General features: G+C 37.0%; 18 protein-coding genes, 1 tRNA gene and 1 other annotated feature. Of the genes, 14 read left to right on the top strand and 5 right to left on the bottom strand.

Annotated features, from left to right (window positions below; genetic code table 11):
• The first annotated feature begins 42 nt into the window (after positions 1-42).
• Positions 43-1,512 (top strand): MDR family MFS transporter, encoded by a 1,470-nt coding sequence (locus tag AC6UD0_RS01600; RefSeq protein WP_500707920.1) that lies wholly within the window; start codon positions 43-45, stop codon positions 1,510-1,512.
• A 2-nt stretch (positions 1,513-1,514) separates the two neighbouring features.
• On the opposite strand, the gene mnmM is transcribed toward AC6UD0_RS01600, so the two are convergent.
• Positions 1,515-2,084, bottom strand: coding sequence for a tRNA 5-(aminomethyl)-2-thiouridylate-methyltransferase MnmM (gene mnmM / locus AC6UD0_RS01595; RefSeq protein WP_500696769.1), 570 nt, complete (start codon positions 2,082-2,084; stop codon positions 1,515-1,517).
• Positions 2,085-2,171: 87 nt separating this feature from the next.
• Positions 2,172-2,365, top strand: a binding site (T-box leader).
• A 62-nt stretch (positions 2,366-2,427) separates the two neighbouring features.
• On the opposite strand from mnmM, the gene leuS reads away from it, so the two are divergent.
• Together leuS and AC6UD0_RS01585 are read left to right on the top strand one after the other, a co-directional pair.
• Entirely contained in the window at positions 2,428-4,845 is a 2,418-nt protein-coding gene (leuS, locus tag AC6UD0_RS01590) for a leucine--tRNA ligase (protein ID WP_500707919.1), read from the top strand.
• A gap of 73 nt (positions 4,846-4,918) precedes the next feature.
• Positions 4,919-6,601, top strand: a complete 1,683-nt coding sequence (locus tag AC6UD0_RS01585; protein WP_500693626.1) for a putative polysaccharide biosynthesis protein — start codon at positions 4,919-4,921, stop codon at positions 6,599-6,601.
• Between the two features lie 43 nt (positions 6,602-6,644).
• Here AC6UD0_RS01585 and AC6UD0_RS01580 read toward each other — a convergent pair whose 3' ends face one another.
• Positions 6,645-7,469, bottom strand: a complete 825-nt coding sequence (locus AC6UD0_RS01580; RefSeq protein ID WP_500707917.1) for an NAD(P)H-hydrate dehydratase — start codon at positions 7,467-7,469, stop codon at positions 6,645-6,647.
• 110 nt (positions 7,470-7,579) lie between these two features.
• Here AC6UD0_RS01580 and pepV point away from each other — a divergent pair, with 110 nt between their 5' ends.
• Entirely contained in the window at positions 7,580-8,983 is a 1,404-nt protein-coding gene (gene pepV / locus AC6UD0_RS01575; RefSeq protein WP_500696766.1) for a dipeptidase PepV, read from the top strand.
• Between the two features lie 37 nt (positions 8,984-9,020).
• Here pepV and AC6UD0_RS01570 read toward each other — a convergent pair whose 3' ends face one another.
• Entirely contained in the window at positions 9,021-9,653 is a 633-nt protein-coding gene (locus AC6UD0_RS01570) for a deoxynucleoside kinase (RefSeq protein ID WP_500707916.1), read from the bottom strand.
• Positions 9,654-9,822: 169 nt separating this feature from the next.
• On the opposite strand from AC6UD0_RS01570, the gene AC6UD0_RS01565 reads away from it, so the two are divergent.
• Genes AC6UD0_RS01565 through AC6UD0_RS01555 form a run of 3 tightly spaced genes read left to right on the top strand, consistent with a single transcriptional unit; the run spans position 9,823 to position 11,642 of the window.
• On the top strand, positions 9,823-10,497 hold the full coding sequence (locus AC6UD0_RS01565) for a CPBP family glutamic-type intramembrane protease (protein ID WP_500693630.1): 675 nt from the start codon (positions 9,823-9,825) through the stop codon (positions 10,495-10,497).
• Positions 10,498-10,511: 14 nt separating this feature from the next.
• A complete protein-coding gene (locus AC6UD0_RS01560) occupies positions 10,512-11,138 on the top strand; it encodes a hypothetical protein (protein WP_500693631.1) in 627 nt (208 codons plus the stop codon).
• A gap of 3 nt (positions 11,139-11,141) precedes the next feature.
• Positions 11,142-11,642 (top strand): phosphatidylglycerophosphatase A family protein, encoded by a 501-nt coding sequence (locus AC6UD0_RS01555; protein ID WP_500693632.1) that lies wholly within the window; start codon positions 11,142-11,144, stop codon positions 11,640-11,642.
• Between the two features lie 32 nt (positions 11,643-11,674).
• On the opposite strand, the gene AC6UD0_RS01550 is transcribed toward AC6UD0_RS01555, so the two are convergent.
• Positions 11,675-11,902, bottom strand: coding sequence for an SH3 domain-containing protein (locus tag AC6UD0_RS01550; protein WP_500693633.1), 228 nt, complete (start codon positions 11,900-11,902; stop codon positions 11,675-11,677).
• Between the two features lie 588 nt (positions 11,903-12,490).
• Here AC6UD0_RS01550 and AC6UD0_RS01545 point away from each other — a divergent pair.
• The 3 genes from AC6UD0_RS01545 (at position 12,491) to AC6UD0_RS01535 (ending at position 15,245) form a co-directional block, all read left to right on the top strand.
• Complete coding sequence (locus tag AC6UD0_RS01545; protein WP_500693634.1) at positions 12,491-12,727, top strand: hypothetical protein; 237 nt, start codon at positions 12,491-12,493, stop codon at positions 12,725-12,727.
• Between the two features lie 296 nt (positions 12,728-13,023).
• Positions 13,024-14,295: a BspA family leucine-rich repeat surface protein gene (locus tag AC6UD0_RS01540; protein WP_500707914.1), complete on the top strand. Its 1,272-nt coding sequence runs from the start codon at positions 13,024-13,026 to the stop codon at positions 14,293-14,295.
• A 104-nt stretch (positions 14,296-14,399) separates the two neighbouring features.
• Positions 14,400-15,245 carry a glycosyltransferase family 8 protein gene (locus AC6UD0_RS01535; protein ID WP_500707912.1) on the top strand — a complete coding sequence of 282 codons (846 nt, stop codon included), beginning with the start codon at positions 14,400-14,402 and terminating at the stop codon, positions 15,243-15,245.
• Between the two features lie 111 nt (positions 15,246-15,356).
• Here the strand turns inward: AC6UD0_RS01535 and AC6UD0_RS01530 are convergent.
• Positions 15,357-15,440: transfer RNA gene (locus AC6UD0_RS01530), tRNA-Leu, on the bottom strand.
• A 131-nt stretch (positions 15,441-15,571) separates the two neighbouring features.
• Between AC6UD0_RS01530 and AC6UD0_RS01525 the strand changes: the two genes are divergently transcribed.
• The 4 genes from AC6UD0_RS01525 (at position 15,572) to AC6UD0_RS01510 (ending at position 19,764) form a co-directional block, all read left to right on the top strand.
• Complete coding sequence (locus AC6UD0_RS01525) at positions 15,572-16,030, top strand: MarR family winged helix-turn-helix transcriptional regulator (RefSeq protein ID WP_500707911.1); 459 nt, start codon at positions 15,572-15,574, stop codon at positions 16,028-16,030.
• 210 nt (positions 16,031-16,240) lie between these two features.
• Complete coding sequence (locus AC6UD0_RS01520; RefSeq protein WP_500707910.1) at positions 16,241-17,788, top strand: UDP-N-acetylmuramoyl-L-alanyl-D-glutamate--2,6-diaminopimelate ligase; 1,548 nt, start codon at positions 16,241-16,243, stop codon at positions 17,786-17,788.
• A complete protein-coding gene (locus AC6UD0_RS01515) occupies positions 17,778-19,034 on the top strand; it encodes a carboxylate--amine ligase (RefSeq protein WP_500695733.1) in 1,257 nt (418 codons plus the stop codon). The genes AC6UD0_RS01520 and AC6UD0_RS01515 overlap by 11 nt, the downstream gene beginning before the upstream one ends.
• A 4-nt stretch (positions 19,035-19,038) precedes the next feature.
• Positions 19,039-19,764 carry an aspartate/glutamate racemase family protein gene (locus AC6UD0_RS01510; RefSeq protein WP_500707909.1) on the top strand — a complete coding sequence of 242 codons (726 nt, stop codon included), beginning with the start codon at positions 19,039-19,041 and terminating at the stop codon, positions 19,762-19,764.
• Positions 19,765-19,778: the final 14 nt, after the last annotated feature.

Genomic DNA, 19,778 nt, shown 5'->3' with positions numbered 1-19,778 from the left:
AATGGTCGTTTTTTATTGTATCAAACAGAAAGATGATGAAATATGAAGGGTAAAACAAACGTTAAAGTTGTGACAATTGCATTATTTGTTGCCACATTCATGAGCGCAGTTGAAGGAACCATTGTTTCGACGGCAATGCCCACGATTGTTGGTGATCTTCATGGGGTATCGTTGATGAACTGGGTTTTCTCAATTTTTCTTTTGACAAACTCAATTGCCACTCCAATTTATGGTAAGTTAGCCGATCAATTAGGCCGTAAATCGGTCTTTATATTTGGTTTGGTGGTCTTTGTCATTGGTTCCATGTTGTCAGGAATGTCCAATAGTATGGGAACATTAATTTTATGGCGAGCAGTTCAAGGAATCGGTGCGGGAGTGATTATGCCAGTATCTTTTACCATTATTGCTGACATGTATTCTTTTGAAAAACGAGCTCAAGTGGTTGGTTTAAATGGATCAGCGTGGGGAATCGCCTCGGTGGTTGCACCGTTACTAGGTGGATTTTTGGTTGACAATCTTTCTTGGCACTGGGTTTTCTTCATTAATGTTCCGATTGGGATTCTGACAATTATTTTGATTGCATTATTTTTACACGAACCAAAACGCAAGATTGAAAGTAAGATGGATCTACCTGGCGTCGTCTTAATTGCGGTTCTTTTGTTTTCGGTTATGTACATGTTCCAAGTCTTAAGTGAAGCTCCAATCAATTGGATAATGGTGATTGGATGTTTAGTGGTCGCAATTATCAGTGGATTTTTGTTCTATCGGCAGGAGAAAAAAGCAACTGATCCACTAATTCCAATTCAGATGTTTAAAAGTCGGACATTTGTCACCCAGAATTTAATTGCGGCTCTGATTAGTGGTTTTATTTTTGGATATGAGGTTTATTTACCCGATTGGACTCAGGGAATTTTGGGATTAAAAGCCACAATGGCGGGCTTTGCGATCACACCCAGTTCCGTTCTATGGCTGGTTGGCTCTTTTATTTCGGGAAAAATGATTCTGAAGTATCGGCCACAACAGATTATGAACTTTAGTTTGGCATTTGTTTTGCTAGGAGCAATTTGTATGGTCCTGCTTCCGATTACTACGCCATTTTGGGTTTTCTTTGTTCTTTCAGCCGTTTTAGGAACTGGCTTTGGAATTACCATTACTACTTCCACCGTTACGGTTCAAAACGAGGTTTCACCAGAACACGTTGGGGTGGCTTCTTCGTTTAATACCCTGAGTCGGACCCTTGGTCAAACAATTATGATTTCCATCTTTGGAATTGTGATGAACACTTCGATGGCAAAAGGGGTTAGTGAACATCCAGGGACTAACTTAAAAATGATGAATACACTAATTAATCCCCAGACGGCGGTTAATTTATCCAAAAAAGTTCTGCCCGTACTGCATGAGATTCTTTACAGTGCCATTCATCATATCTTTATTTTGGCTTTATTATTAGTGATTTTATCGTATGTTGTGAACTGGTTTGACCATAAAAACACGCAAAAGAAAACGAACTAACATTACTTAGCTCGTTTTTGAATTGCCACTAGGATTGGTGGATCATTGATTTGATTGATAAATTGATATTTTAAAACGTGGTACCTGTGCTGATTGAGACTACTAGCAAATTTTAAAACCTGCTCCTTTTCTTCTTTGCCGCCAGCGTGACCATAGTACAGTACTAAAATGATGATTCCGTTAGGAGTTAAACATTCAAGAATATCACTGATGGCTTTAATGGTGGTTTTGGGTTTTGTTATGATTCTTTTGTCACCAGTGGGAAGGTATCCTAAGTTGAAAATTGCGGCCGCAATTGGACTGTTCTGAACGTATTTCTTAACGTTTTCATGCCCATCAAGAATAACTTGACATTGTTTTTGCTCACCATATTTCGTTAAGCGTTGTTTGGTAGCTAAAACGGCATTCGGTTGAATATCAAAGCTAAAAACATGGCCGTTTTTACCAACGAGTTGAGCTAAATAAAGGGTATCGTGGCCTAGTCCGGCCGTTCCATCGATTACGGTTTCACCTGGTTTAACAATTTGTTTTAGTAGAGTATGGCTAAAATTTAATGCTGATTGTAGTTTCATTTGAAACACCTCACTGATTATTATATCAGTTGTTTGTGATTAACTTGTTTTTTTGGATAAAATTTGGTAGAGTTTATTTAATCATATAATATATCATGTAGGTGAAGTATTAGATTATTTTATTTTTCAGAAACCAAGTGGGTGATGCAAACTTGGAAATAGAATGATTGAACTTATCATCGAAGTTTTAGCTGAATTAAAAGCTAAACGTTTTTCTGCGTTATGGAATCAAGGGTCTCTTATGAGAAATTTAGGTGGTACCGCGGAACCTCGTCCTATAGAATTGTTTTTCTATAGGCTTTTTTTATGGTGATTTTTAATGAACTAATAAGGAGTGAATTTGATGGCTTACGATCATTCAAAAATTGAAAAGAAATGGCAAAAGTATTGGGATGATCACCAAACTTTTAAAACCAGTGATAAACAAGAGAAAGATAAATATTACGTGCTAGACATGTTTCCTTATCCATCAGGTCAGGGGCTTCATGTCGGTCATCCAGAAGGTTACACTGCCACTGATATTATGGCGCGCTTTAAGCGAATGCAGGGTAAAAATGTCCTTCATCCAATTGGATGGGATGCCTTTGGGCTGCCGGCAGAACAATATGCGTTAAAGACCGGTCACAACCCACGTGATTTTACGAAGAAAAACATTGACAATTTTAGACGTCAGATTAAATCGCTTGGGTTTTCCTATGATTGGGATCGTGAAGTCAATACTTCGGATCCTAGTTACTATAAATGGACCCAATGGATTTTTGAACAGTTGTACAAAATGGGATTAGCCTATGAAGATGAGATTGAGGTTAATTGGGCCCCCGATTTCATGGGTGGAACCGTTGTTTCAAACGAAGAGGTTGTTAATGGAAAAACTGAACGTGGTGGTTATGACGTTTACAGAAAACCTATGAAACAGTGGGTTTTGAAAATCACTGCCTATGCTGACCGTTTGTTAGATGATCTTGACGATTTAGACTGGCCTGAAAGCATTAAACAAATGCAACGAAATTGGATTGGCCGTTCCGTTGGGGCTAGTATCTCATTTGATGTAAATGAAGAAGATGAAAAGATCGAAGTCTTTACTACTCGTCCTGATACTATTTATGGGGTGTCTTACCTGGTGCTTTCACCAGAAAGTCCGATTGTAGATAAAATTATGACACCAGAACAAAAGGCCGATGTAGAAAACTACCGGGCTAAAATTGCCTCTAAATCAGATCTTGAAAGGACTGATTTAAACAAAGATAAATCGGGAGTATTTACCGGAGCTTACGCAATTAATCCTGTTAACCAAAAAAGAATTCCAATTTGGATTGGTGATTACGTTCTGCCAAGTTACGGAACCGGTGCAGTCATGGCCGTCCCCGCTCATGACCAACGGGATTTTGATTTTGCTAAAAAATTCAATCTGCCCATCATTCCAGTGATTGAGGGTGGTGATGTTGATGATGCACCTTACACGGGCGATGGGGTTCACATTAATTCCGGTTTTCTTGATGGATTGAATAAGAAACAAGCTATCGATAAAATTATCGAATGGTTAAAGGATCATCATGCTGGTAATAAAAAGGTTAATTATCGATTACGTGATTGGATTTTTAGTCGCCAACGTTACTGGGGTGAGCCCATTCCAGTAATTCACTGGGATGATGGCACAACTTCCTTAGTTCCAGAAGACCAGTTACCATTACGACTTCCTAAAGCGGCTGACATTCAACCGTCTGGAACCGGAGAGAGTCCGTTAGCCAATCTTACTGACTGGGTGAACGTGACAGATAAAAACGGTCGTCATGGTAAGCGCGAGACTAATACGATGCCACAGTGGGCCGGCAGTTCATGGTACTACTTAAGATACGTTGATCCTCATAATGATAAAATGATTGCTGATCCGGAAAAATTGAAGTACTGGCTTCCAATTGATTTGTACGTCGGTGGTGCTGAACACGCCGTTCTCCATTTGTTGTATGCGCGGTTTTGGCATAAGGTGCTCTATGATTTAGGGGTAGTGCCGACAAAAGAACCATTCCAAAAACTAGTTAATCAAGGTATGATTCTTGGTACTAATCATGAAAAAATGTCAAAGTCCAAGGGAAATGTAGTTAATCCCGATGATATTGTTAAACAGTACGGTGCTGATACGCTGCGACTGTATGAGATGTTTATGGGACCACTTTCTGAATCTAAACCGTGGAATACAGATGGAATTGTTGGTGCTAATCGTTGGATTAAACGAGTTTGGCGCTTATATATGAATGATGACAATACGATAAGTAAGGCGATCGTTGATGACAATGATGGTAGTCTTGATAAAATTTATAACCAAACCGTTAAAAAGGTGACTGATGACTTTGAAAACATGCGTTTTAACGTTGCCATTTCTCAAATGATGGTTTTCATCAATGAGGCATATAAAGCACAAAAGTTGCCTAAAAAGTACGCTGAAGGGTTCATTAAACTTCTTTCACCAATTACGCCACACGTTGCCGAAGAATTATGGCAAAAGTTAGGTCATGATCATTCCATTGAACTTGCCAAATGGCCCGAAGCTGATGAAAGTAAATTAAAAGAAGACCAAGTTGAACTGGTGGTTCAGGTTAATGGAAAAGTGAGAGGTCACATTAAAGTTGGCGTGGATGCTGGGAAGGACGAGTCTGAAAAAGTTGCTTTAAATGATGAAAATGTTAAATCATTCCTTGATGGAAAGACTGTTAGAAGGGTAATCGTCGTTCCAAAGAAAATTGTTAATATTGTTGCAAATTAAGCTTGAATAAATTTGAAATTATTTTTCGAAATGGTTAAAATTTATATTTGTAACGTGAAAGTAGGGGAAATTTGTGAACAACGATTTCGAACAAGATGAATTAGAAAAAGAAGAAATTGAAGATAGTGAAAGATCACAAGGTAAGATGGTTAAAGGATCAGCCTGGATGACCATTGGAAGCATCCTCTCACGAATTCTTGGTGCCATTTACATCATTCCTTGGCGATTGATTTTTGGAGCGTCATTGTTTCCGCTTGCCAACACGTTGTATACCATGGGTTACAACATTTATAGTGAGTTTTTGACAATTGCCATTGCGGGGATTCCGTCGGCGGTTGCAAAAGAAGTGGCCCATTATAATGCGTTAAATGAGTATGGGGTAAGTGCGCGACTTTATAAGAAAGGAATTACCCTTTCGGTTATTACCGGAGTCGTTTGTGCACTTTTAATCTATTTTTTTGCTCCAATCTTAGCTGGTAGTGGGGGTAAAAATGCGGTTCCGGTGATTCGTTCGTTAGCATGGGCCGTCCTAATTATTCCTGCGATGAGTTTAACTCGTGGATATTTTCAAGGCTTCCAACAGATGGCTCCGTCAGCAATGTCACAATTTGTTGAGCAACTCGCGCGTGTCATTTACATGTTGGCTTCAGCCTTCTTCATTATGATCGTGATCCACGGAAGTTGGGTAACCGCCGTTACCCAGTCAACTTTTGCCGCCTTCATCGGTGCTATTTTTGGTTTTTTAGCACTAGGATGGTATTACTGGCGACGACGTGATCATTTTCAGGGGCTCATTGCTTCAAGTGATAACGCTATTAACGTTAAGACTAACGATCTTTATAAAGAAATTATTAGTCAAGCGGTTCCGTTTATTATTCTTGGTTCTGGCATTACCATTTTTCAATTAATTGACCAATATTCCTTTTTTAGTATTATGCGTTGGGCAACTAATTATACTAATACTAATTTACAGTATATTTATGCTATTTTTGCGGCTAATGCGAATAAATTGATTATGATTGTGGTTTCGTTAGCTTCCGCCTTGGCAATTACCGTAGTTCCGTTGCTTTCTGAAGCCCGAACCAAAGGTGACATTCATTCAATTAGTAAGCAACTTAGTAATGCGTTAATTTTATTTGAATTTGTCATGCTTCCTGCAGCTTTAGGGATGGCCGCTATTGCTGGTCCGATCAATCGAACCTTTTATGGAACTGCCAATATGGATTTAGGAGCGGACATTTTAACGTTTTCTGCTATCATTTCAATTAGTCTAGGCTTGTTTACGGTGGTTACCGCATTAATGCAAGGAATCTCTGAAAATAGACGAGCAGTTAAATACTTTGTGGTTGGAATTGTAATTAAGTTAGTGGCGCAAGTTCCTTTAGTTTACTTCTTTGGAGCTTTTGGAGCCTTAATGGCAACCGCAGTTGGATTTACAGTTGCTAACTATCTGATTGTGCATTCCTTAAGACATGAGTTTGGATTGGAAATGAGTAGTATTAAATCTAATTCTGTTAAAATTTTAGCGTTTGCTTTGATCACATACTTTGTGGCCTTAATTGTAGTTTATGGAGCTAACTTCTTGTTTGGGATGGTAGTTAATTATAATAGTTCACTAATCAGTTTGTTTGTTTCGATTTTGGCTACGTTAGCTGGTGGATTTGTGTACCTATTCTTGGTACTTAAAAGTCGGGTAGCTGATAAGGTCTTAGGAAATAAGATGCAAAGTGTAAGGAAGTTTTTACACATTCGATAAAAAAAGAAGATCCAGTCAGGATCTTCTTTTTTATCAGTTAAATTCATGCTTCGTGTTCATGCATGAATCGTGGAAGCTGTTTTGAGATTTGATGAGGGAGAACTACATACTGAGTGGCAGCTAGTTCATCGGCAATTGCACTGTGAGAATAAACAGCCGCTAAAACAGCATCAACCTCGTCGTCAAATTGGGCAACAAACCCACCGATAATTCCAGCAAGAGTGTCTCCCATTCCTCCAGTCGCTTGAGCAGGCGTTCCAGTTGTATTTTGGTATACTTCATCTGGGGTATAAACCTGAGTACGATCAGATTTAAGAACGACAATCCCACCAATTTTGTCGCGGGCTTCTCGGTTACGTGCCTCAGTTTGATCGGCCATTTTAATTCCTGATAAACGTTGCCACTCCATTTGATGTGGAGTGAAAATTAATTTGGCTTGTGGTAATTTTAACCCACGTTCAGCGATCATCGTGATGGCCGAACCATCAATTAAGAGGATTTGATCGGGGGTAACATTATCAAATACGGTTTCCATAATTTCACAACTATGATCATCGGTCCCAAGCCCAGAGCCAATGGTAATAATTTTCATAGCTTTAATGAGTTGAACCATTTGATCAGTGTCGTTATAGTCAGCAAACATTGCTTCGGGTAGCCAAGAGTGGAGCGCACTTTGATTCGTTGGATCCGTGATAGTAGTTGTGAGTCCAACGCCAGAGTAAACTGCTCCAAGCGAACTCATTATGATTGCACCACCAAAGTTTTCGTTTCCACCAACTAAAGCGATTTTACCGTAAGTTCCTTTAAAACTATTTTTGGGTCGAATGCGGATGGTTTTAGTTAGAATTGATTTATCAATTTTCTTCATTTTGTTCACCTCGAATGCATTATATCATGCGTTGGTTGAATGTTGTCCAAATGAGTTGTTACTTTCTTGATTATGTTAGAATAAGGAATAACTAAGTAGGAGGGTATAACATGGCAATTGACTGGAAAGATAAAGCACAAAATTACAAAGATGATTACTTAAATGACTTAAAAAAATTGATTTCAATTGATAGTTCGAGGGACTTGGAGCACGCAACGGACGAATACCCATTGGGCCCAGGTCCAGCTCATGCATTACAACAGTTTCTCTCTTTTGGTGATCGTGATGGGTTCACCACGAAAAACATTGATAACGTAGTGGGATACATTGAGTATGGTTCAGGCGATGAAACCATGGCAATTTTGTCACACGCTGATGAGATGCCTGGTGGCGCAGGGTGGGATTCTAATCCATTCGAACTAAAGCTTGAGGGTGACAATGCAATTGGTCGGGGAGTTTCTGATGACAAAGGACCAGGACTTGCGGCCTATTATGGATTAAGAATGCTTAAAGATGCAGGGATTCAGCCGAAGGTCAAAATTCGCTTGATAATTGGAACGGACGAAGAGTGTGACTGGACTGGAATGAAACGCTATTTTGAGGTTGAACCAGATCCTTCATTTGGATTTTCGCCAGACGCCGAATTTCCCTTGATCAATGGGGAAAAGGGTAATGTGACGCTTGAAACGCATTTTGCTTCCAATAAAAGTGATGGTGAGAACACCCTGATGCATTTTAATGCCGGATTGCGTGAAAATATGGTACCACGTGATGCAGAAGCTGACGTTGTTGCTGCGGATGTCTCCAAAATGGCCGATGAATTTGAAAAATATTTAGATAGGGTTCCCGTAACTGGAAGCTATGAAATCGAAGGGAACAATATTAAAATCAGTGTAGTCGGGAAAGCAGCCCATGGAATGGAACCTAAGAACGGTATCAATGCTGGAACCTATTTAGCTGACTTTTTGGTTGATTATAGTTTTGATACTAGTGGTGCTAATATCCTGAACTTCATCGACGAAAAACTGCATGATGATTCTCGTGCTCATAAATTGGGGCTTAATTTTACTGATGATGTGATGGGAGAACTAACCATGAACGTCGGTCTAATGAATTTTGATCATGAAAATGGTGGGATGGTCAACACTAACTTTAGGTATCCCAAGGGGATTACGACTGATAAAATTTTAGCTAAAGTTCAAGATGCCGCTGATCGGTTTAACGGGTCAACCAAACAAATTTCGCAAATGGTGCCCCACTTTGTTGATGCAGACGATCCCATTGTAAAAACCTTAATGGGTGTTTATCGCGATCAAACTGATCAGGATGACGCTCAACCAGAAGTTGTTGGTGGTGGTACGTATGCGCGAATGATGAAACGTGGGGTTGCCTTTGGAGCACTTTTCCCAGGAACAGAGGACACGATGCACCAAGCTAACGAATACACACCTGTTAATGATTTGATTTTGGCAATGTCGATTTACGGTCAGTCAATTTATGAATTGTCTAAGTAGAGATAAAAAAACTTTGAACATCGTGTTCAAAGTTTTTTTATCGGATCGTTTTTAATTTTTTATCAATTTTTGCCAATACCTTAGAAACGTTTTGGGGATCTTCTAGATCGTACTTTTGAAGATTAATTTTCATCTTAGGACTGACGTTGTATTTGTCATACCATTTTTGGTAAGCTTTCCACATTTTGTAATAATATTCTTCCAGTCCTGGATCGTTGTCCCATTGTTCATAATCACGACCACGCTTTTTGATTCGGTATAAGATGGTATCGAAATCGCTGTAGGCATAGACTAAAAGGTCGGGACTTGTTTTTGGAAGCTCTTTAAGTTCATCCATCATATTGTCAAGTAGTTTTAAATAAACTTCTAATTCAACGTCAGAAATATTTCCTTCAGCATTATTTTCTTTGGTGAAAAGAGCGTCTTCGTAAATAGATCGATCCAACACGTTGTTGTCTTGTTTTAACGCCCTTTTAATCATCGAAAAGCGTTTATTTAAAAAGTATATTTGGAGTAAAAAACCATACTGTTTTGGATCTTTATAATAAAGTGGCAAAACAGGATTGTCTCCCACTGGCTCGTAGAAGGGCTCTGTTCCATAATGTGCGGCAATTTTTCCCGTTAAGGTTGTCTTACCGACACCAATCATTCCAGCTGTAATAATCACCATGCTTAGCTCCTCTTTTAGTTTAATAACGTCTTTTAGTATATCATTTCGAATCAGTTAGGTTAACGATAGATTTGAACACTAATTTTCCTTCTTTGTTTCAGACCTTATTATTATGGTATTCTATGTTAGTGGAAAAATTTGGAGATGAATTGGATTAATGAAGTGGGAAATGAGTTTAATTAAATTTTTGAAAAGAGCCGTTGTATTTATTGGACTAATTTTTTTGATTTTTGCGGTTCAAGTACCAGTTCAAATGATTGGAATTCACGATTATCATGGATTCAAGGCTTTTCTTTATGGATCCTCTTACATTGTTATTTTTCTTGTCGTAATTAGTTTAGCGCTATGGGCTTATCGAAGTGTGTACAGGCAACGAAGTCATCGGCTTACTGGTCACGATTTAAAGATTATTTTATTGTCAATCTTTAGCTTTTTTGTTATTGAGATTGTGCTTCAAGTTTTAAATAAATTGATTTTTAACCAACTGGGAACAAAGAATAATAATGCCATTTTAAGTCTTTTTCAAAGTAACATGACGGTGTTGGTCTTGATGAGCTTTTCGGCGATTTTTTTATCCCCAGTGTTAGAGGAATTGGTGTTTAGAGGATTTTTTATTAATGCCTTTTTTAATCAAAATGCGTTTTGGCTGCCAATTGTTTTTAGTGGGTTACTTTTTTCTTGTGGTCATATGAGTTCTAACGTGATTAGTTTTATGATTTATGCTATTTTGGGAATGATTTTAGCGTATGTATACAAGAAAACGGGGAAAATTGAAGTTTCGATTGGGGTCCACTTTTTAAATAACCTAATTGCAACCGGATTTATGCTAATGGCAGTCTTATAGTGGTGGAGTGAAAAATGGACGTAGTTGAATTTAATTATTTTAATCAATTAAAGAATCAATTAATGGCGGCTGATGAAGAGTTGGAGCAGCTTAAAAAGCAGTATTTACACTGGATCATGAATCTTGATCAACTCAAAAATGATTATGACGTGAACACAATTGATGAATTAGCTAGTGTTTTAAACGATGGGGATGACGATCAAAAGTCAGCGGATTTAAAAAATGCCCTACTCAATAATGATAAGGATTATTTGTTGAATGGGATGAAAGAGTTGAATAATACTGACTTTCAGAAGTGTAACGTAATTAATCAACGAATTCATAATTTAACTCAAAAATTACGTGAAGTTGAAATATTTTATAAGAATGTCGTTATTCCGATAGTTAACGAGATGAAGAAGAGTAAAATAATAGATGTTATTGGCGTTTCAAGTTCTAGAAATAGTAGTGACGTGGTTTTGAACTTTAGATTTTTATCGAGTTTTGCCGAATTTCAAAGAGATTTTCATAAAGAGATGTATGTTGATGCAATTATAAAGGGTCATCTTAAGGATAAAAGTGTAATGACAATGATGATTACTCAAGATAATTATCCAAACGAATATGATATGACCCTGATGAAAGATATGGAGGAAGATTAACTAATGGTAGATCGAGGAGACTATAAATATCCTGACACTCAGGCGTATAATTTTGTGCTTAAGCGACTGAATGAACATGGAGTAACGATTAAAGATATTGCACAGATTGCAATTGATTTACAGAAAAAATATTCAAATGTTCCTGATTTAGACTATGTTTGTGGGATTGTTAATGATATTTTGCATAAAAGGGAAGTATTGAATAACGCAATGGTAGGGCTTGAACTGGATCGTTTAGCACAAGATGGCGAGTTAGAAGAGCCACTTGAAAGCATTGTCTCCCATGATTTGGGGGTGTTTGGCGTTGATGAAACGTTGGCACTTGGAATTGCTTCAATCTATGGGACGATTGGGGTTACTAATTATGGTGAAATTGACACTAATAAAAATGGAATTGTAAAAGAACTCGATACAAACGGTCAAATTGTCAATACTTTTATTGATGATATTGTTGGAGCTATTGCTGGCGCTACTGCCGCTAAAATTGCACATGATAATGCTTAAAAAAAGGTCCTCACTTTTGTGAGGACCTTTTTTTAGTTTGACTTCTTTACTGCTTTGATGCATTTTGAATTAAACCTGAATTCATCATGAATACTGGTTGATTCACCAACGTCATGTCTCACGACTTTTAACCAATCGTCTTGGTTATCACCTAAGCCAGTTGGGTTAACAAATGTAACTTCGACTAAATCGCCAACTTCATAAGGAAGATTTTTATCGTATTCAACTAAATTATAAGTTTCATAAGCTTTTGTTTTCATATTATTTCCTCCATTGGTTAATTATATCAAATTATGTTTTAATCGCTAAAATTATGCAGTAAATTTTTGTCAATAAAGCGAGTGATTGGTTATATTATATAATAATAATTATTATATTATGAGACAAAAGTGAATTAATAATTAGGGTAAATACTGATGTCAAGGTATTATAATTATGTTTTGTGAAATTTAAGACTCTATTGTCGTTGTTTTTAATAAAGTTTATAATCTAAATTGTGAAGTAAGCAGTAAGAGATTCATAATGAAATATTGAATGTTGAGATTAAAAATAACTAGATAATTTTGTGAATGCTAATGTAGGAAATAGTGTTCACGTGGTGTTAGAAAGTGTGAGAAGCTTTTAACACCGTAATTAATACTGTCATAAATGATAAGTTGGTGGAAGATAAGTGTTATTGAGTACGTGAAAAATCATTTAATGATAGCCTATGTCTTGTTATAAGATTTGAAATTAAAACAACTATGCGAATTTATTCGTATTTCAATATGATGAATACTCTGAAATACCATTTAGGTCATGCTACTTCGTAGTATGACCTTTTTTGATGGGAAAGGAGGTGAGTCATAATGAAGGAGTTTAAACTAGTAGTTCCAAGTACAGATCGAAGCGTTCGGCTTAGTGGTAGAACTATTTACTATTACAGTATTGGAAATAAAAACAATTACTCCGTTGTTTTTCCATATGATGCCGAATATTTGAACTTACCGAACGGGAAAATGGTTTTTCGCTCGATTACAGACGATTATTTTGGCAAGGCCACAGATGGTAGTTCTTATCACGCTACTATTCGTCTAAACGACTAGTTATTGTAGAGCCAGAAGCTAATACTTCTGGTTCTTACATAGACTCCAATGATTTTTATTGGCATGGTGATAGTTTAATCAATGTTTTATGGATAGATTATAACTATATAAATCCAATGATATAGATTTATAGAAACTAAAAGAGGGAATAATAACGCACATTATTATTCTCTTTTTACATAATTAATGTAATTATTATGGTATTTTTTTCACATGATAAAGCATAAATGTTGACATGACGGCATTTATGGCCTACTTTAGAAGTGTAAGGAAATATAAGAGAGTGAGATGATCTAATGAAAAAGGTAATTAAGGGAGCATTAATTGCAGGTGTGACCGTTGGTTTATTCTTTGGCTTGCAGATGAATAGTTCAGCAAGTCACACTGAAACTACATATGCAGCAGCAACGGATACTAAGGAAATGACCTCACAAGCTAGACCTAGGATTTCTAAATTAAGATATGATCGTGGTACGTGGGGACAGGTCAACTGGAACTATAATGAGATCAATCGGACTTTAACGTTGAGCGGTAAAGATAAAACCTTGGGAACCTATGCATATTCACAACTTGGAGATTTACGTCAGGCTTTAAATGACGCCCGGGTTATTAATATCCAAGATAAGATGTATGCCCCATCAAATTCTGATTATCTTTTTTCTCAATCGGCAGATGATGATCCACTCCACCAAGGCAATCAAGGATTAAAGAACCTGCAAACTATTAATGGTCTCGATAAATTGGATACATCAAAAGTATCCGGCATGGATTATATGTTTAATGGTGATACCGCACTAAAAAGTATCGATGTCACTCACTTTGACACCTCAAATGTTAATCGTATGAGACTGATGTTTGGTGCCGATATTAATCTTAAAGACATTGATGTCAGTCATTTTGACACTTCTAAAGTTGTCGATATGAGTTCAATGTTTGTTGATGACTATGCTGTTAAAAATATTGACGGTTTAACGAGTTTTAGGATTAATCCTAGTAATCGTAGTTTGAGTAATATGTTTCAGGATGACCATCAGTTACAAAGCCTAGATTTAACTAGCTTCGATACTCAGGCAGCTTCTAAGGGTAAATATAATGGATTGTCCGCTTTCATGAAAGGTGATAATAATCTTCACCAAATTAAGTTAGGTGATAAGACAATCTTAAAGGCTCCTGATGCACCTGGTGCGGGTCCAATTATTCCAGAACCGGTGGTGGGTACTCAGTTTGTATTTGACGGAAAAGATTACACTGTTAAATCACCCAATTGGATGAACATTGATAATAACAATCACTTGCAGAATAATTTAAGTCTTGCAGATGGACAATCACATCCCGGTAATTGGATTTGGGCAACCAATTACAATGTCACTTCGATTTCCATAACTGAACAAGTTAATTTTGTAAATAAAAAGGGGCAGTACGTGAATGCAACTTCAGTTACTGGTATCCCAGGTGAAAAGCAAACTTTAATTGCTCCAACTGGATATCGATTTGAGAATAATAACGCTACCATTACCATTGGAAGTAAAAATGCGACGGTAAACGTTGTTGTTGTTCGAAATAGATAGGTCATAAAGTGGTCCACTTTTATAAATATCGCTACGAAAATTAGTGATACTTATTTTTACAAGTGGCCAAATAGTTTCAAATATTTTTGAAGGGGATAATGTGTATGATTACAATTGCATCTACTACTGATAACAATATGGCGATACCGCTGGCAGTCAACTATTCGTCAATATTGAACCATAATAAGAATTCAAGTTTCACGTTTTACGTTGTTAATGATCATTTAAGTTCCAACAGTGCTGATTTGTTAAAGGCCCTGGAAAAAGTCTACGACAACTGTAAGGCAATTAACTTTTTGCAGCCCAACACCGCTGCATATAAGGATGCTAATGTAAAATCTCCGGATAGTGCAATTAAGGAAAACACTTACTATCGAATTGAGATTCCTGAAGAAGTTCATGAACCTAAGATCCTTTATTTGGATGCTGACATGGTATGTGTGGGTGATATTTCAAATCTTTTTAATACCGATCTTGATGGCAATATTGTCGGTGCCGTTGAGGACTCTGGCTACGTTGATCGGTTAAAAAAGATGCACGTTAGTGATGCACCGGGTCAGTATTTCAATGCCGGATTGTTACTAATTGATACAAAAGCTTGGAATGATAATGATACTTCTGAAAAGGTTAGAAGGTTGGCAATTAATAAACCTGATATGCTGAAGTATCAAGACCAAGATGCTCTAAACGCCATTTTTAATGGACACTGGAAGAAACTTGATCCTAAGTATAATTTGCAGAGTCATCTAGTTAAAGGTGAGAGTGGATTAAATCCTATCCCAGAGCGTCGAGCAGCTGAGGCAGATGCACTTAAGTACCCTGTGATTATTCATTACACTAATTTTGATAAGCCATGGATCGTTAAAAATAACCATCTTCATCCATTACGCAATTATTATTACCAAGCTAAGAACCAATTAATTTACGATCTAGGCGATTATATTAGATAAAAAGTAGTGAGAGAGTGGACAATTGTCCATTCTTTTTGTTTACATAATTTAATTACTATTAATGAAAAAAGACGATATCAATAAGCTTGATAACGTCTTGTTAGTAACGAATGCCAGAGATGAGATTCGAACTCATACTCAGTAAACTGAACAGCGACCTGAACGCTGCGCGTCTGCCAATTCCGCCACTCTGGCAATTACTACCCTTCAATCATACAATAAAAATGTCGTAAAATAAACACTCAATTTTGTGGTATCCTTGTATTTATTATTTAATTGTGTAAAATATAAGATAGTACAAGAGTTTTTAGAAAGAAGAGATTATAATGGTTGAACCACGTAAGATTGAAAGCCAATTGTGCTTTGGAATCTATAATACAAGTAAAAAGTTTAGTCGGTACTACCAAATCGTTTTATCTCCATTTAATTTAACTTATCCACAATACATTACCATGTTGGTGTTATGGGAACATGCCCCAATGACCGTTCGTGAGCTTGGATCCTACTTAGACTTAGATAGTGGGACTTTAACCCCGTTGTTGAAACGGCTTGAAAAGCAGGGATGGGTGACAAGAACACGTAGTCATAAAGATGAACGAGTTGTCATCGTTGACACTACAGAATACGCTAAGGAACGTCGTGATAAAGTATATGAACACGTTAATCAATGTTTTTCTGTTTTGGATATGAGCCAGGATGATATTGAAAAATGTTTGAAGATGGTGAATGCAGTTGGTGACCGATTGGATAATGTTAGTGAACAAAAATTAAGAGATGTTAAATAGTAAAAAGACATTCTGTGTGAACTGGAATTAATTTAGTTTACGCAGAATGTTTTTTATTATATTAATTTATGTTTTCATTATTGGTTTTGAGTTAGTCATTATCTCTTTCTTTTGGTAGAATTGTCTAGGAGTAAATTAAAAACAAAATTAAAGTCCGAATGATTTATTTGGATTTCCATTACAAAAATTAGCGGAATGGAGCTGAATTTTTTGTCACTAAGCATTCAAGAAATTAAAAATATTCTTCGTGAACATGACTTATTAAAATCAGTTAATCAGACTAATGATAATGATTTTAACTACGTTAGTTATGATTCACGAGACATAAAACCGAAAACTTTATTCTTTGGGAAGGGAAACTTTAAACCTGAATTTGTTACGTTAGCAAAAAAGGCTGGAGCAACTGGAATCGTGTGTGAAGATCATTTATCTGAAAGTGACGGAATGAATGAGATTTTGGTTACTAATATTCAAAAAGCAATGTCCTTGATCTCTGCTGCATTTTTCAATTATCCACAAGACGATTTGTTCATCATTGCCTTTACGGGTACTAAGGGGAAAACGACCTCTTCATATTTCACTCGGGATGCAATTAGGAGGGCGAGTGGGAATAAAACCGCCTTATTTTCAACTATCAATACCGTGGTTGGTAATGAACCAAATCAAACATTTAAGTCACATCTAACCACTCCAGAATCACTAGATATTTTTAAGAATATGAGAGCCGCTGTCGATAATGGGATGAAATATCTCATTATGGAAGTTTCGTCTCAGGCATACTTAAAAAATCGGGTTTTTGGATTAAAGTATAACGTAGGTAATTTTTTAAATATTTCTCCCGATCACATTGGGGAAAACGAGCATCCGACTTTTGCAAACTATTTGCACTGTAAAGAGCAACTGTTGGTTAATTCAAATAGGTGCATTTTGAATGCCGATTCAGACCACCTGATTGATATTTATTATGCTGCCAAAACCACAACTGATCCCCAAAATATTTATTTGTTTGGTAAAAAGGGGACGACTCCACAACTTGAAGTCGACCTTGATTTCACGTACGAGCCAGTTTCAGATAGCTTGACTGATAACGATATTCAATTAAGTTCTATCTCTGATAAAGCTAAAAAGTTAGGCTTAGACGGAAATTATCGCATTGGTATTCCAGGTGATTACAATGAATCCAATGCAACCGCTTCGATCATATCGGCTGGACTTGCTGGCTTTAAACGTGGTGATATGTTAGATGGTTTGGCAGGAGCAAAAATTCCTGGAAGAATGGAAATCTTTAAGTCTAAAAACCATGGGAACGTTCATGTGGATTATGCCCATAATTATGCTAGTATGAATGCATTACTAGGATTTTTAAAACGACAAGACCCCAGTGGAAAAGTTATTGTAGTGGTTGGTAGCCCAGGCAATAAGGGAATCGACCGTCGAGAGGGATTTGGCAAAGCGTTGACTCAGAATGCCGATGTAGCGTTTTTAACTACTGACGACCCCGCTTATGAGGATCCCATGAAGATTGCAAAGGAAATTGATAGTCATATCGATCATGATAAGGTTGACGTTCATTTCGAAATGGATCGTGAAAAAGCCATTAAAAAGGCCATTAATTTTGGTAAACGTGGAGATATTATTGTAGTAGCGGGTAAAGGACGCGATCCTTATCAAAAGATTAATGGTGTTGATACACCTTATCCAACCGATTCGGTTATCGTGGAAGATTACTTGGAGGGTTTAAATGGTAATGACAAATGAGAAAGTTCCAGATTTCACTCCGATCTTACTTGGAAGTGACTTTAATGTGTACGGGATGGCGCGTTCTTTCTACGAGTTGTATGGTAAGCGTGTCAAGGCTTATGCCCAGGAACGATTAGCCCCCACAAGATTTACCAAAATTGTGGATCTGACGTTTATTCCCGGCTTTAGTGAGGATCCAGTATGGTTTGAAGAGATGAAAAAGTTAAAAAAGAAGTATGCCAACCACAAAGAACCGGTCATTTTAATTGGATGTGGGGATGGTTATGCTGAGTTAATTTCTAAACATAAGAAAGATTTAGAAGATGTCTTTGTCTGTCCATACGTTGATTATTCGTTAATAAAACAACTTAATAGTAAAGAAAATTTTTATAAAATGTGTGATAAGTATGGAATGCCATATCCCGGCACCAAGATTATTTCCAAAAGCAATTTTGAAGATAATGACTTTGATCAACCATTTGATTATCCAATTGCACTTAAACCAACCAATAGCGTGGAATGGTTGGATATCCGTTTTGAGGGAAGAAAGAAAGCTTTTACCATTAAAAGTGATGCCGAGTATCGTGACATTGTTTCAAAAATTTATAATAATGGTTATACTTCAGACTTGATCGTCCAAGATTTCATCCCAGGTGATGACAGCAACATGCGGGTCTTAAATGCTTATGTTGACAAGAATCATCATGTTAAGATGATGTGTTTAGGCCATCCACTTTTGGAAGATCCGGCACCGTCTGCAATTGGTAACTACGTCACGATTATTCCTGACTTTGATCAACGGATTTATGATCAGATTCAACAGTTTTTAGAGTCGATTGAATTTACTGGGTATGCTAATTTTGACATGAAGTATGATGTTAGAGACGATACGTACAAGTTGTTTGAAATCAATTTGAGACAGGGACGCAGCAGTTTCTTTGTCACCCTAAATGGATATAACCTTGCTCAATGGGTGGTTCGTGATTACGTTCAAGATGACCTAGCGGACCAAAAGACAGTGTATGCCAATCAAGATCCTAAGAAATATTATTTATGGTTAGGGGTGCCCAATCGTGTTTTTCGTAAGTATGCCAAAGATAATGAAGATAAAAAGAAGGCAGAAGAGCTGATCAAAAAAGGTCAGTGGGGAACGACTTTTTGGTATAAAAAAGATGAAAACTTCATGCGTTGGCTACTTATGAAATGGATGGACCATAATTACGCAAAAAACTTCAAAAAATATTTTCATATGAATAAGGAATAAGATAATGAAAAAGTTTTTCACAATTATTGGTGGGATGGGGACCCAAGCGACTGAGAGTTATGTTCATTTACTAAATCAACGGACCCCAGCTCACTGTGATCAAGATTATTTAAATTATATATTAGTTAATCATGCGACGGTTCCTGACCGGACGGATTATATTACTGACCCAAAAAATAATCCGAGCCCACTAGTTCCACTTGAAGAAGATATTAAACAACAGAGCAAACTGGGACCAGAATTTTTTGCGTTACCATGTAATACTGCCCATTATTTTTATGATCAGTTACAGAGTATGACGGATGTTCCAATTTTGCATATGCCTAGGTTAGCGGTAGCCGCAATTGCCAAGAAGTTTCCACACGCTAAAAGAGTGGGGCTAATTGCCACTAAGGGAACTCTAAAGGACAAGGTATATGATAAAGAAATTACTAAAGCTGGATATGAAGTTGTGCACCCTACCGCAGAAATTGCGGACGAAACGATGGATTTAATTTATAAAGGTGTTAAGGAGCAGGATTATGTCGATCCAAAATTATATCATCATATTTTAAATCAAATGGTTAATGAATTGGATAGCGATGTGGTGATTTTAGGTTGTACTGAGATTTCGGTAGCAGAAGAACGAGCTGGTAATCATGATTACCCTGTGATTGATGCGCAAGCGGAGCTAGTTGATGAATCAATTCGATTAGCTGAAAAAATGCAAAAAAATAAATCATCCAAGTGATTGGATGATTTTTT

Source organism: Fructilactobacillus sp. X7R9C1, assembly GCF_059901005.1.
The sequence above is the reverse complement of the archived record's forward strand: the minus strand, read 5'-3'. Positions and strand labels throughout refer to the sequence as shown.